Origin of the sequence: Streptomyces daqingensis (assembly GCF_014645895.1) — a bacterium.
GTDB classification, from domain to species: Bacteria; Actinomycetota; Actinomycetes; order Streptomycetales; family Streptomycetaceae; genus Streptomyces; species Streptomyces daqingensis.
Genome location: NZ_BMMP01000014.1, coordinates 144,860 through 158,865, shown reverse-complemented (window position 1 = coordinate 158,865; position 14,006 = coordinate 144,860). Strand labels below are relative to the sequence as shown.

Here is a 14,006-nt window from a genome sequence, read left to right as displayed (position 1 = left end):
CGGGAGCGAGGTCCGGTGGGCGGCGCCGGTCAGGACAGGCGGCCGTCGACCATCTCGTGCACCCGGTCGGCAGCGTCCATTATCGCCGTCTCGTGAGTGACCATGACCGTGGCCGTTCCGCGTTCGTGGGTCTGTTCGGCGATCAGCCGAACCGCCTCGGCGGAGCGGACCCGGTCCAGCGCCGAGGTGGGTTCGTCCACGAGCAGGACGGCGGGGGAGGTCATCAGGGCCCGGGCCAGGCCCGCGCGCTGGCGTTCTCCGCCGGACAGCTGGTGCGGCCTGGAGGCGGTGCGGTGGGTGAGCCCGACCGCATCGATGAGTTCGGCCGCCCGGGTGCGGGCCGCGGTGTCGAGGCGCCCGTCGATGTGCAGGGGCAGCAGGAGCTGCTCCAGGACGGTGAGGGACGCCAGCAGGTTCGACTGCTGGAAGACGAAGCCGACGTGGTGGCGCCGGGCCGCGGTGCGCTGCTTGTCCGACAGGCCGGTCAGCTCGGCGCCGGCGACCCGGACGGTGCCGGAAGTGGGGCGCTGGAGGCCGCCGGCGACGGCGAGGAGGCTGGACTTGCCGGACCCGGACGGGCCGACGACGGCGACGAACTCGCCGGGGGCGACAGACAGGTCGACGTGGTCGAGGGCGGTGACTGCGGCGTCGCCGTCCCCCAGGGTGAGGCTGACGTCGTCCAGTCGCAGCTCGCCGGAGCCCGCGGTCTCCGGGGTGGCCTGGCGGTCGCTGACGGATGTGGTCATCGGGCGGCTCCCAGAGCGGTGAGGGGGTCGACGGCGGTGATGCGGCGGACGGCGACGACGGCACCCACGGTCCCGAGGGCGATGAGGAGGCCGGAAGAGGTGGCGACGGCCGGGGCGGAGAGGGAGAAGGGAGCCTTGCCGATCATCGCGCTTCCGAGGGCCAGACCGACGGCGGTGCCCGTGACCGTGGCGCCGACGAGCACAGCCACGACCTGGGCGAGCGCGTCTCGCAGGATGTATCCGGTGGAGGCGCCGAGCGCCTTCAGCAGAGCGATCTCGGACTTGCGCTGGACCGTCCAGACGGTGAAGAAAGCACCGACCACCAGGGCGGAGATGGCGTAGAGGAAACCCATGATCAGGGTCATGGTGCTCGACTCGGCCGCGTAACCGGGAGACGCGTCGAAGGTGGCCTCCTTGGTCTCCGCGCGGGTCGCGGTCGCCTTCTCCGCGGCGGCGATGTCGGCGCCGGGCTTCAGGGACAGGGCCACGGCTGTGGCCTGCCGGCTCGCGGCCTCGGGCAGGTCCCCCGGCAGTCCGTAGTGAAGATGCCGCCAGGTGTCGAGGTCGGCGTAGACGGCGCCTATATGGCCGTAGGAGACGGTCTCTTCGACCAGGCCCACGACCTTCAGCCGTACGCCGCTCTTGTCCGCGGTCAGGACATCGCCGACCCGCACGCCCAGGTCGGCGATCTCCTGGCTGATCACGATGCCCGCCCGGCCCTCTTCCAGGCCCTCACCCTCGTTCGGCGTGGGGGCCATCGAGGAGTCCGGTGCCATGCCGAAGACGGCGAGGTTGACCTGCTCGCCCTTCTTCGAACCCTGGGTCACCTCGGCGCTGGCCAGAGTGTTCCCGAAGGGCTCCGCGCGCTCCACGCCCGGGGTCTTCGACCATTCCTGCCAGTCCTTCTCCTCCACGGTCGAGCGGGAGAACTGCTCGCTGGTCGCCTTCTCGTCGAAGGCCATGTGGGTCACGGGCAGCGCGCGAAGACCGGATATACCGGCGTCCGCCAGACCGGAGGCTAGTCCGGACAGCAGGACGCCGAGCACGGCGATGAGCGCGACCACCGCGCTCATCAGGGCGAAGCGACCGCGGGCGAAGCGCAGATCGCGTAGGGCGAGGAACACGGAATTCTCCGAGCGACGAAGGCGACGGGGCACGACTGAGAGGTCAACTTTTTGCTCAAAGTTGACGACTCAAGTGTCGGTATCCTATCCGAAGTTATCGACGCCCCTGTCGGCACGTTGCGCGCGGGCGGGATCGTGACCGCCGGCCAGGCCGGAGAGCTTGTGCGGCGCTACCGCCGGTCGCTTCGCCCGGAAGGGGGCCCTCGGGCCTTGTGGTCGCGCTCGGGGCGCCGGCCCGTCCAGGACGGACCGGCAGTGCGGCGGGCGTTCCGATCTTCCTCGGCTCCCGAGGGCGACCGGCCCCCCGTCAGGCCGAGGCCAGCAGCACCGTGCCGCACAGTGCCAGCCCGGCGCCCGCGGCCTGGATCCCGCGCAGCCTCTCGTGCAGAACGCCGCGCGCGGCGAGTGCCGTGACGACGGGGTAGAGCGAGGCGAGCACGGCGGCGGTCGTGACCGGGCCGTAAAGGGTCGCGACCATGTAGGTGCCGTTGGCGGCGACGTCGGCCAGGCCGACGAAGGCCAGCGCGGGAAGGGCCGACGTCACGGCGCGCAGGCCGCCGTCACTGCCCGTGGGGAGTACGGGGACGCCGCGCCTCGACTGCACGTACAGCGCCGCTCCGCCGACGGCCACGTTGCACACCCGCTGGACGAGCAGCGCGAGGAACAGTCCGCCCGCCGTCGCCGTGAAAGCGTGCTCGATGAGCGCCATCACGGCGCCGAATCCCACCGCGGAGACCAGCGTCAGCGCGATCGTCTGCCGCTGCACCGGTGCGCCGCGCAGCTCCGGTCCGCCGGCGAGCACCACGCCCGCCACCGCGACGGTGATGCCCACGGCCTGCAGCCAGCCGGGCCGCTCGCCCAGCGCCAGCCCCGCGGCGACGGGCACCACCACCGCGAGCGAGGCGAGCGGGGAGACCACGCCCATGGGGCCCTTGGAGAGGGCTTTGTAGAAGGCGAGCATCGCGACGGGCCCGACGACGCCGGCGGCCGCCGCGAACCACAGGTGCCCGCCCCACTCGCTCCAGCCGCCGGTGGCGACGACGAGCACGCCCAGGGCGGCGGCCGCGAGCGTCTGCGAGACGACCACGACCGTCAGCGCGGACATGCGGCGGGTCAGCAGACCGCCCCCGAAGTCGGCCAGCCCCCACATGAGGCTGGTCGTCAGGGCCAGGACAGCGGTCATGGGAACACCTCGAAGTACAGTGATTTGAACGCGGAAGTACAGCTCACCGTAGTACAGCGAACTGAACTCTATCATTCACAATAATGGACGGTACTCGAAGACCGTGACGGATCTCGACCACCTCACGCAGTCCCTCGCCCGCAACCTGAAGCACTGGCGCCAGGAGCGGAACTTCACCCTGGACGGCCTGGCCGCCCGCGCGGGCGTCAGCCGGGGGATGCTCATCCAGATCGAGCAGGCCCGTACGAACCCCAGCGTCGGCACCGTCGTCAAGGTCGCCGACGCCCTGGGCGTCAGCATCACCACGCTGCTCGACTTCGACCAGGAACCGCAGGTGCGGCTCGTCCCCGCGGAGCAGGCGGTGCGGCTGTGGTCCACGGAGGCGGGCAGCCACAGCACCCTGCTGGCCGGGGCCGAGGCTCCCGGCCCGCTCGAGCTGTGGTCGTGGCGGCTGATGCCGGGGGAGGGCAGCGACTCCGACCCCCATCCCTCGGGCACGACGGAGCTGGTGCATGTGACCTCCGGCGTGCTCACCCTCTGCGTCGAGGGCAGCGACCACCGGGTGCCGGCGGGCACTTCGGCGAGCTTCGAGTCGAACGTGCCGCACGGCTACCGCAACGACGGTGCTGAGCCGGTGGAGATGACCATGGCGGTCTCCGTCCCCGCGCCCCGCTGACCCGCTGCCCCGGTGTTCCGCGGTGTTAGCGTGCGCGGCATGCGCGCACCCATCGGAGACTTCGCCTCCGCCGCACCGGCCGCCGAGGCGGACGCGTTCACGGGGCCCGCCGCCGAGGCGGTCCGGGGCTGGAGCGGCGACGTTCCGGCGGACCAGCTGCTCTACGTGGACACCGACCCGGAGAAGGCCGACACCGCCGTCTTCATCGAGAACTACGGCGCCGACCTGCACGAGACCTCCGCCAACTGCGTCGTGGTCGCCGCGAAGCGGGGCGGCGAGCGCACGCTCGCCGCCTGCGTGGTCCTCTCCCGCACGCGCGTGGACGTCAACGGGGCGGTGCGGCGTCAACTCGGAGCGCGCAAGGCTTCGTTCGCCCCGGCGGACACCGCGGTCGCCGAGACCGGCATGGAGTACGGCGGCATCACGCCCTTCGGCCTGCCCGAAGGCTGGCCGGTGCTCGTCGACCGTGCCGTCACGGAGCTTCCGTGGACGCTCCTCGGCAGCGGCAGGCGCCGGGGCAAGCTGATCGTGCCCGGCAGGGCGCTGGCCGGACTGCCGGGCGCCGTCGTCATGGAGCAGCTGGGGGTCCCCGCCACCGGCTGAACCGGGCCGGGCGCAGCCGCCGGGCAGAACTGCCGGGCAGCGGGGCCCGCCGCGACGCCGGTCAGCCCAGCTTCGGAATCTCGATGGCGGGGCAGCGGTCCATCACCATGTCCAGCCCTCCCGCGCGCGTCCGCTCCCAGGCGGCCTCGTCGATCACTCCCAGCTGGAACCAGACCGCGCGGGCGCCGATCTCCACGGCCTCGTCCGCGACGGCCCCCGCGAGCTGCGAGTTGACGAACACGTCCACGACGTCCACGGGGAAGGGGATCTCCGACAGTTCCGCGTAGCCCTTCTCGCCGTGCACGCTCTCGGCTCTGGGATGCACCGGGACCACACGCTTGCCGAAGCGCTGCAGGACCTCCGCCACGCCGTAGGCGGCACGCTGCCGGTTGCCCGACAGCCCCACCACGGCCCACGTGTCCCCGGTCTCCGTCAGAATCCTGCGCACCGTCTCCGTGTCTGCGTACATGCCCCGTGCAACGGGCCGGTCCGCACGGGCATTCCCGTGCCGTCCCGCGGTCCGGGAGCGCTGCGTAAGGTGCGTGGCATGCAGGAGCAGTACGTGACGGTCGCAGGCGAGGGTGTGCACGAGACGGAGGTCAGCCGTTCACGGTTCCTGTGTGCGCTGGCCCCGGCGGCGACGGAGGAGGAGGCGCGGGCGTTCGTCGAGCGGGTCCGCGCGCGGCACCCGGGGGCGTCGCACAACTGCTGGGCGTACGTCATCGGCACGGACGGCAGCATCCAGAAGTCGAGTGACGACGGCGAGCCGGGCGGCACGGCCGGTCTCCCCATGCTCCAGATGCTCAACCGCCGCGGCATCCGCTACGCGGCCGCCGTCGTCACCCGTTACTTCGGCGGCACCAAGCTCGGTGCCGGCGGGCTGATCAGGGCGTACGGCGGCGCCGTGGGGGAGGCGCTGGACGCTGTGGGGTGCAGCGTGCGGCAGCGCTACCGCCTCGTGACCGTCACCGCCGACCACCAGAGGGCCGGCAGGCTGGAGAACGACCTGCGCGGCAGCGGCCGCTCGGTGCGGGACGTGACGTACGGCGCGGAGGTCACCTTCGAGATCGGTCTGCCCGAGGCGGACGTCGAGGACTTCCGCCGCTGGCTGGCGGACGCCACGGCCGGGACGGCGCGGCTGGCCCTGGGCGGCGAGGCGTACGGCACGGTCTGATCCCGGGGCGGGCGGGGCCGGCCCCGTCCGTGGAGGGCGGCGGATCTTTTGCGGGCCGTGCGGGCCGGACATAGCGTGACGAATGTGTGGTTTCCGCAGCGAACCATTCTGCTGTCCCTCCGTCGAGTCGCCCAGCCGTCCGTCGCTCAGCCGTGGAGCCGTCCAGCCGCCCGAGGGGGCATGACGCCCGCCGCCGTGACGCCGTGGAGCCGAAAGGTCCGCCGATGCCCGCACCCCCGGACGGTCCCGGAGGTCCCGCCGCCGGCCCGGCGGCCGGAGGCGCTGCCACGGAGCACACCCCGCACCGCTGGCTGACGCTGGCGGTGATCAGCCTCGCCCAGCTCATGGTCGTGCTGGACGCGACGATCGTGAACATCGCTCTCCCCTCCGCACAGCGCTCGCTGGGCTTCGACGACGACGGACGGCAGTGGGTCGTCACCGCCTACACCCTCGCCTTCGGCAGCCTGCTGCTGCTCGGCGGACGCCTGTCCGACCACTTCGGCCGCCGCCGGACCTTCGTGACCGGCCTCGTCGGATTCGGTGTCGCCTCGGTGCTGGGCGGAGCGGCGGGCAGCTTCGCCTGGCTGATCGGCGCACGCGCCGTCCAGGGCGCGTTCGGCTCCGTGCTGGCGCCGGCCGCGCTCTCGCTGCTGACGACCACGTTCACCGAACCCCGCGAACGCTCGCGGGCGTTCGGCGTCTTCGGCGCCATCGCGGGGTCCGGCGCCGCCATCGGGCTGCTGCTCGGCGGAGTGCTCACCGAGCATCTGAGCTGGCGCTGGACGCTCTACGTGAACGTGGTCATCGCCGCGGTGGCCGCGATCCTAGGGATGCTGCTGCTTCCGCCGCACAGACCCACGGAGCGCCCCCGTCTGGACATGACCGGCGCGGCACTGGTCGCGGGCGGCCTGTTCTGCCTGGTCTACGGGTTCTCCGCCGCCGACACCGAGGCCTGGAGCGACTGGCGCTGCTGGGGGGCGCTGACGGTGAGCGGGCTGCTCATCGCGGCCTTCGCCGTCCACGAGGTGCGCGCCGCGAATCCGCTGCTCCCGCCGCGCGTTCTGCGGGACCGCAACCGGGCCGCGTCCTTCCTCAGCGTCTTCATCGCGGGCGCGGGCATGTTCGGCGTCTTCCTCTTCCTGACCTACTACCTGCAGCGGACGCTCGGATACTCACCCGTGACGACGGGGCTGGCCTTCCTCCCCCTGGTGGGTTCCCTCATGCTGACGGCACAGCTCTCCACGAACCTGCTGATCCCGCGCCTGGGGCCGAAGCCCGTGGTGCCGACGGGCATGGGGCTGGCCGTCGCCGGGCTGATCTGGCTCACCGCGCTCGGGCTGGACAGCGAGTACGCGTCGCACGTACTGCCTCCGCTGATCGTCCTCGGCGTGGGGCTGGGGCTGGTGATGCCGTCGGCGATCTCCCTGGCGACGCTGGGTGTCGCCGGGCGGGACCAGGGCGTCGCCTCGGCGACCGTCAACACCATGCAGCAGGTGGGCGGTTCGGTCGGCACGGCGCTGTTCAACACCATGGCCGCGTCCGCCGTGACGGACTACCTGCGCAACCGTCCCCGCACTCCCGGCGTGGCCGCGCGGGCCCAGGTGCACAGCTTCTCGGTGGCCTACTGGTGGGCGACGGGCTTCTTCGCCGTCGGCCTGATCGCGACCCTCGTCCTCTATCAGCGGGGGCGTCCGAGGGACCTGGCGGTGGGGCGGACGACGGGGCCGCCCGAGAGCGACGGCTGAACTGCCGCACCGAGACGGGCGGTTACCCGGGGCCGCGGCGACGAACGCGGGTCGGGACCGGGGCGTCGCAGGCACACGGGAAGGCTGCCGAGGCGGACAGCGCCCCGGATCGCGTCGGCACACGGGCACGGGCCTGGAGCACACGCTGGACCCGGCCCTGTGGATCGACATGTACACACCGGCCCTTACGCTTTGCTGAGCAGCTGGAACAGGTGGCGGGGACGGCTCCGGCCGTCCCCGCCGCACGGCACGGACCGGCCCGCCGGGCGGGGAAGGACGCGACGCAGCGATGACGCAGCAGACGGCAGCCGCGAAGGGCGAGTTCGACGGACGCACCGCCGCCGTGACCGGCGGCGCCTCCGGGATCGGACTGGCCGTCGCGCGGGAACTGAGCCGCCGTGGGGCCGAGGTGTGCGTGCTCGACCTGTCGGCCGATTCCGCGCACGAAAACCTGCACGGGATCGCCTGCGACGTAGCCGACCGCGCCTCCGTGGAACGGGCCTTCGGCCGGATCGAGGAGCGCTTCGGCCGTCTCGACGTCCTCGTCAACAACGCGGGCATCGGCGCTCAGGGCACTGTGGAGGACAACGGCGACGATGAATGGAGCCGCGTGCTCGACGTCAACGTCACCGGCATGGCACGCGTCTCCGCCGCCGCGCTGCCGCTGCTGCGCCGAGGCGCCGCCGCGTCCGGGGGCGGGGCGGCGATCGTCAACACCTGCTCGGTGGCCGCCACGGCGGGCCTGCCCCAGCGTGCCCTGTACTCCGCGAGTAAGGGAGCGGTCCTCGCGCTCACGCGGGCGATGGCCGCGGACCACGTACGTGAGGGCATCCGCGTCAACTGCGTGAACCCCGGCACGGTGGACACCCCTTGGATCGGCCGGCTGCTGGAGATCGCGCCCGACCCGGCGGGGGAACGCGCTGCGCTGGAGGCCCGGCAGCCCACCGGGCGGCTGGTCTCGGCCGAGGAGGTCGCCGCGGCCGTGTGCTACCTGGCCGGGCCCCTCGCCGGTGCGACGACCGGCACGGCGCTCGCCGTCGACGGCGGCATGCACGGGCTGCGCGTGCGTCCGGCGGAGCCTCCCGCCTGACCCCGCCGCCCGGGTGCCGCAAGTGGCCCGCGCCGCACGGGCGTTGAACCGCGTCCTCCTCGCCCATCCACCTGACCGTCCGTCACCGGGGAGCGTCCGCCGGCCGCCCGCAGCGTGCGCGCTGCCGGGACGCCGGGTGCGCGGACTCCCTTGGCCGCACACTCGCCGGGCGTGCCGTCCGGGGTGCTGAAGGCGGATGTCAGTGGCGGCTGGTAGACCAGTGGTGGTCCGGACCGGCGTAACAGCGGGGAGAGTTGAACGTGCGGGTGGGAGCACTTCTGTGAGATTGCTGCACACGTCCGACTGGCATCTGGGGCGGAGCTTTCACCGCATCAGCCTCCTCGATGCGCAGCGGGACTTCCTCGACCACCTTCTCGCCACCGTCGAGGAGGAGCGGGTCGACGCGGTTCTGGTGGCGGGAGACGTGTACGACAGAGCGGTGCCTCCGCTGGCCGCCGTCGAGCTGTTCGACCACGCTCTGCACCGGCTCGCCGAACTGCGCGTGCCCACGGTCATGATCTCCGGGAACCACGACTCCGCCCGCCGTCTGGGAGTCGGGTCCGGGCTGATGCGGCACGCCGGGATCCATCTGCGCACCGACCCGGAGGGCTGCGGAACACCCGTGGTCCTCACGGACGAGCACGGCGACGTCGCCTGCTACGGGCTGCCCTACCTGGAACCCGCCCTCGCCCGGGCCGCGTTGGGTGCCCACGAGGGCGGCCACACCGCGGTCCTCGGCGCGGCCATGGAGCGGGTGCGCGAGGACCTGGCCGCCCGCTCCGGCACCACCCGCTCGGTCGTGCTCGCCCACGCCTTCGTGCACGGGGGCGAGAGCTCGGACAGCGAACGGGACATCACCGTCGGCGGGGTGTCCGCCGTGCCGGCGTCCGTCTTCGAGGGCGTCGACTACGCGGCGCTCGGGCACCTGCACGGCTGCCAGACCATCAACGAACGTGTGCGCTACTCCGGTTCGCCCCTCGCGTACTCCTTCTCCGAGAGCGGCCACCGCAAGTCCATGTGGCTCGTCGACCTCGACGCCGGGGGCGGCGTGTCGGCGCGGCGCCTGGAATGCCCCGTCCCCCGGCCCCTCGCCCGTATCCGGGGCACCCTCGAACAGCTCCTGGAGGGGCCGGAGCTGGCGCGGCACGAGCAGGCGTGGGTCGAGGCGACCCTGACCGACCCCGTACGCCCCCACGGCGCGATGGCCACCCTCGCCGCCCGCTTCCCGCACATCGTCAGCATCGTCTTCGACCCCGGCGTCCGCGACGGGGGCGGCGAGCAGGTCTCCTACGCCCGCCGCCTGCGGGGCCGCAGCGACCAGCAGATCGCCGAGGACTTCGTGGGGCACGTGCGCACCGGGCGTGAAGCGGACGAACTGGAGCGGGAGATGCTGGGGGAGGCCCTGGAGGCGGCCCGCGTCGAGGAGGCACAGGAGGGCGACTCGCAGCCCGGCGCCCCGGGCGCGGCGCGGATGCGGCCCGTCAAGGCCGGGGCGGAGGCGGCGGGATGAGGCTCCACCGGCTGACCCTGACCGCCTTCGGGCCGTTCGCCGGCGAGACGGCGGTGGACTTCGACGAGCTCTCCGCCGCCGGCCTCTTCCTGATGCACGGCGCGACCGGCGCGGGCAAGACATCCGTGCTGGACGCCGTCTGCTTCGCCCTCTACGGCGGCGTCCCCGGCGCCCGTCAGCAGCCGGGCGGCACCCTGCGCAGCGACTACGCCGCCCCCGACACCCTCACCGAGGTCGTCCTCGACCTGACGATCGGCGGCAGGCGCCTGGAGATCACCAGACGCCCGGAGCAGAGCCGCCCCAAACGCCGCGGCACCGGCTCCACCCGTGAGCGTGCCCAGTCATGGCTGCGCGAGTACGACGCGGATACGGGGGAGTGGCGTGCGCTGAGCCGCTCCCACCAGGAGATCGGCGAGGAGATCGCCCAGCTGACGGGCATGAGCCGCGACCAGTTCTGCCAGGTCGTGCTGCTCCCGCAGGGGGACTTCGCCCGGTTTCTGCGCGCCGGCGCCGAGGACCGGGCCAAGCTGCTCGGCAGGCTCTTCGACACCGGGCGCTTCGCGGCGGCCGAGGAGGAGCTGGCGCGGATGCGCAGGAACGCCCAGGAAGCTGTGCGCGCCGGAGACGAGGCGCTGCTGCGGCTCCTGCACCGGATGCGGCAGGCCGTCGGCAGCGAGGCGGAGCCGGCCGGTCTTGCGCCGGCCGGCCGCGTGCTGGGAGGCGGCGGATCCGCTTCCCGCACCGGCAGATCCGCCCGCACGGCAGTCCCGGATCAGCGCGGACGCGAGAACGGCGGCGCGGGCCACGCCGGCGGGGAGCCGTCCCCCGGCGATCCTGGGCTCGCCGCGGCCGTCCTGGAATGGGCCGCGCTGGCCCGTACGCACGCCCGCGAACGCGCCTGCGCCGCCTCGATCGCCGCCGGCGCGGCGGAAGAGCGCCATTCCGAGGCCATGGCGCACCTCGATGCGACCCGTGAAGTCGCCAGAAAGCAGAGGCAGTTCGCCGAGGCACAGGAGCGTGCCCGCGCGCTGGCCGGCCAGGCGGGCGAACGCGAGCACACCCGTGAACGCCTGCAACGCGCCCGCGCCGCATCGGGCGTCGCTCCGGCACTGGCGTTGCGGGACGCGGCCGCGGCGGCGCACCGCGAGGCGCGGGCGGACGAGGGTCGGAGCCGCGCCCAACTGCCCGCGGAGCTGAGGGACGCCGGGCCGGATCACCTCTCCCGCCTCGCCGGGGAGGTGCGCCAGGAGCTGGGCGGCCTCGACGCGGCCCGGCGGGCGGAAGAGCGCCGCACCGGCATCGACTCCGAACTGGCCGCTCTGGAAAGGGAATCGAGAGCGGACGAGGAGGTGCTGCGGGAGGCGGAGGAGTGGCTGGCCGGATGGGAGAGGGAGCGTCCCGTCCTCCAGCGGCGGGTGGACTCCGCGCAGGAGGCGGCGGCCCGCGCGGAGAACCTGGCGGGCCGGCTCGACCCCGCCCGGCAGCGGCTGGACGCGGCGAGGCGCCGGGACGTGCTCCTCGACCGGGCGCGAGGGGCGGAGGAGAGCCTCCTGCGGGCGCGGGAGCGCGCGGCGGCCGCCCAGGAGGAGTGGCTGCGGCTGAAGGATCTGCGGCTGCGCGGCATCGCCGCGGAACTCGCGGCGGACCTGCGGGACGGCAGCCCCTGCGCGGTGTGCGGAGCGACGGAGCACCCCGACCCGGCGCGCGCGGGCTCGGGCCACGTGGACCAGGCGGCCGAGGACGCGGCGCTGGGGACGTACCGCGAGGCGGAGGCGGCCCGCCAGGAGGCGGAGCAGGCGGCCCGTGAGGTACGGGAGGCGCTCGCGGCCGCCCGCGCCGAGTCGAAGGACGAGGAGACGACGGCCCTGGCGTCCGCCGTCGCCGGTCTGGAGGAGGAACACGCCGCGGCCCACGCCGAGGCGGCCGGGGCCCACGCGGCACGCGAAGCCCTCGCCCAGGCGGAACGGGAAGCTTCCGGACGGCTCGCCCAGCAGCAGGACGCGGGCCGGCGTGCGGCGGCCCGCACCTCGCACCGGGAGGCGCTGCAGCGTGAACGTGCCGCTCTGGAAAGCGAGTTGACCAAGGCTCGCGGTGGCTCCGCCAGCGTGGCCGAGCGCTCCACGCTGCTGCGGCGACGCGCCGTCCTGCTGGCGGAGGCCGCGGAGGCGGCCCGCCGTGAGCAGGCCGCGGCCGACCGGGCAGCGGAGGCGGACGGCCAGCTCGGCGAGGCCGCGAAGCGTGCGGGGTTCGGGAGCCCGGACGAGGCGGCGGCAGCCGTGCTCGGCGAGGCGGAGCAGCGGGCTCTCCAGCAGCGTGCCGACGAGTGGCAGGCTGCCGAGGCAGCGGTGGCCTCGGCCCTCGCCGATCCCGGGCTGGCGGCCGCCGCGGCCCTTCCGGCCGCGGACCCGGGCGCCGCCCTGCGCGCGACGGAAGAGGCGACGCAGCGGCTCCGGGCGGCCTCGGCCACGCTGGAGGCGGCCCGTACCCGATGCGGCGAGCTGGACGAACTCACCCGGCAGGCCCTGGCCGACGCCCGCGGCCTCGCCCCGCTGCGTGCCGAGTACGAGCGGATCGCCCGGCTCGCGGGCCTCGCGGCGGGCACGTCGGTGGAGAACGAGCACCGGATGCGGCTGGAGTCGTACGTGCTGGCGGCCAGGCTGGAGCAGGTCGCCGCGGCGGCGAGCGCGCGTCTGGCGCGGATGTCGGCGGGCCGCTACACGCTGGTCCACTCCGACGAGCGCTCCGGCGGACGCGGACGCTCGGGTCTGGGCCTGCACGTCGTCGACGCGTGGACCGGCGCGGAGCGCGACACCGCGACGCTCTCCGGCGGCGAGACCTTCTCCGCCAGTCTCGCCCTGGCGCTCGGCCTCGCGGACGTCGTCACGGACGAGGCGGGCGGCACGCGCCTGCAGACCCTCTTCATCGACGAGGGCTTCGGCAGCCTCGACGAGCAGACGCTCGACGAGATCCTCGACGTCCTGGACTCCCTGCGGGAGAGGGACCGCTGCGTGGGCATCGTCAGCCACGTCGCCGACCTGCGCCAGCGCATCCCCGTGCAGCTGGAGGTCGTCAAGTCCCGGGAGGGTTCGGCGCTGCGTCACCGTACGGCCCCGGCAGCCGGCTGACGGGGGACGCGGCACCGGGCGCGGCGCCGGGCGCGGGCACGAGGGCGGAGTGCGCCCGAGGCGGCGGGCCGGCATCCGGCGGCGAGCCGGAAATCGATGTGACGGCAGCCCCGCCGGCCGTCAGGGTGGCGGCCATGACCTTCACCTCACGACAGCCCGGCACGCAGCCCGGACCGCCCGCGGAGAACGCCCCGTACAGGGACGCGCTGCCGCTGCGCGGCCGCACCGCACTGGTCACGGGGGCGAGCCGCCGCACCGGCATCGGTTTCGCCGTCGCGCGGCGCCTCGCCGCCTACGGAGCGTCCGTCTACCTGCACCATCACCGTCCGCACGACGACGCGCAGCCCTGGGGTTCCGACCCCGACGGGCCGGAGGCGCTCGTCCGCAGCGTCCAGGAGACGGCGACCGCCGGAGCACTCGTCGCCCACGGCCCCGCCGACCTGACCGAGCCCGGCGCCCCGGCCCGGCTGGTCGAGGAGGCGACCGGCGCGCTCGCCGCGCCCCGGCTCGACGCCCTCGTCTGCAACCACGCGCTCAGCGGCAGCGACGGGCCGCTCGAGTCCGTCGACGCCGCCATGCTCGACGCCCACTGGGCCGTCAACACCCGCTCGGTGATCCTGCTGGTGCAGGCTTTCGCCGCGCAGCACCGCGGCGAGGACGCCCCCACAGGACGGGTGGTGACGATGACCTCCGGTCAGGACGTCAGGGGCGGAATGCCCGGCGAGCTGTGCTACGCCCTCGCGAAGGGCGCGCTGGCGTCGTCGGTGCGCACGCTTGCCACGGCGCTGGCCCCCAGAATCACGGTCAACGCGGTCAACCCCGGCCCGGTGGACACCGGTTACCGCACCGGGGCCGACTACGACAGAGTCGCCGCGCTCTTCCCCGGTGGGCAGTGGGCGACCCCGGACGTGCCGGCCAGGCTGGTCTCCTGGCTCACCACGGACGAGGCGAGCTGGATCACCGGTGAGGTCGTCAACTCCGAGAACGGCTTCGGCCGTTGAGCCGGGCAGCGTGAACCGCCATAGCGCCA

12 protein-coding genes are annotated in these 14,006 nt (G+C 73.9%); 8 read left to right on the top strand and 4 right to left on the bottom strand.

The features are described from left to right. Positions 1-29 precede the first annotated feature (29 nt). The 3 genes from IEY56_RS21030 to IEY56_RS21020 all read right to left on the bottom strand — a co-directional run bounded on the left by IEY56_RS21030 (position 30) and on the right by IEY56_RS21020 (position 3,053). Positions 30-746 carry an ABC transporter ATP-binding protein gene (locus tag IEY56_RS21030; RefSeq protein ID WP_189038822.1) on the bottom strand — a complete coding sequence of 239 codons (717 nt, stop codon included), beginning with the start codon at positions 744-746 and terminating at the stop codon, positions 30-32. After that, a complete protein-coding gene (locus IEY56_RS21025; protein WP_189038821.1) occupies positions 743-1,870 on the bottom strand; it encodes an ABC transporter permease in 1,128 nt (375 codons plus the stop codon). Before IEY56_RS21025 ends, IEY56_RS21030 begins: the two co-directional genes overlap by 4 nt. A gap of 307 nt (positions 1,871-2,177) precedes the next feature. After that, on the bottom strand, positions 2,178-3,053 hold the full coding sequence (locus tag IEY56_RS21020) for a DMT family transporter (RefSeq protein WP_189038820.1): 876 nt from the start codon (positions 3,051-3,053) through the stop codon (positions 2,178-2,180). Positions 3,054-3,156: 103 nt separating this feature from the next. Between IEY56_RS21020 and IEY56_RS21015 the strand changes: the two genes are divergently transcribed. Together IEY56_RS21015 and IEY56_RS21010 are read left to right on the top strand one after the other, a co-directional pair. After that, entirely contained in the window at positions 3,157-3,729 is a 573-nt protein-coding gene (locus tag IEY56_RS21015) for a helix-turn-helix domain-containing protein (RefSeq protein WP_189038819.1), read from the top strand. Between the two features lie 39 nt (positions 3,730-3,768). After that, positions 3,769-4,332 (top strand): YbaK/EbsC family protein, encoded by a 564-nt coding sequence (locus IEY56_RS21010; RefSeq protein ID WP_189038818.1) that lies wholly within the window; start codon positions 3,769-3,771, stop codon positions 4,330-4,332. A 61-nt stretch (positions 4,333-4,393) separates the two neighbouring features. Here the strand turns inward: IEY56_RS21010 and IEY56_RS21005 are convergent, their stop codons facing one another. Further along, positions 4,394-4,801, bottom strand: a complete 408-nt coding sequence (locus tag IEY56_RS21005; RefSeq protein ID WP_189038817.1) for a CoA-binding protein — start codon at positions 4,799-4,801, stop codon at positions 4,394-4,396. A gap of 78 nt (positions 4,802-4,879) precedes the next feature. Here IEY56_RS21005 and IEY56_RS21000 point away from each other — a divergent pair, with 78 nt between their 5' ends. The 6 genes from IEY56_RS21000 to IEY56_RS20975 all read left to right on the top strand — a co-directional run bounded on the left by IEY56_RS21000 (position 4,880) and on the right by IEY56_RS20975 (position 13,977). Next, on the top strand, positions 4,880-5,506 hold the full coding sequence (locus IEY56_RS21000) for a YigZ family protein (protein WP_189038816.1): 627 nt from the start codon (positions 4,880-4,882) through the stop codon (positions 5,504-5,506). A 224-nt stretch (positions 5,507-5,730) separates the two neighbouring features. Next, positions 5,731-7,251, top strand: a complete 1,521-nt coding sequence (locus IEY56_RS20995) for an MFS transporter (protein WP_189038815.1) — start codon at positions 5,731-5,733, stop codon at positions 7,249-7,251. A 289-nt stretch (positions 7,252-7,540) separates the two neighbouring features. Further along, a complete protein-coding gene (locus IEY56_RS20990) occupies positions 7,541-8,341 on the top strand; it encodes an SDR family NAD(P)-dependent oxidoreductase (protein WP_189038814.1) in 801 nt (266 codons plus the stop codon). A 280-nt stretch (positions 8,342-8,621) separates the two neighbouring features. Next, positions 8,622-9,851 (top strand): exonuclease SbcCD subunit D, encoded by a 1,230-nt coding sequence (locus IEY56_RS20985; protein WP_189038813.1) that lies wholly within the window; start codon positions 8,622-8,624, stop codon positions 9,849-9,851. Continuing rightward, entirely contained in the window at positions 9,848-12,976 is a 3,129-nt protein-coding gene (locus IEY56_RS20980) for an AAA family ATPase (RefSeq protein WP_189038812.1), read from the top strand. The genes IEY56_RS20985 and IEY56_RS20980 overlap by 4 nt, the downstream gene beginning before the upstream one ends. Before the next feature lie 134 nt (positions 12,977-13,110). Continuing rightward, positions 13,111-13,977: an SDR family oxidoreductase gene (locus tag IEY56_RS20975; protein WP_189038811.1), complete on the top strand. Its 867-nt coding sequence runs from the start codon at positions 13,111-13,113 to the stop codon at positions 13,975-13,977. Positions 13,978-14,006 lie beyond the last annotated feature (29 nt).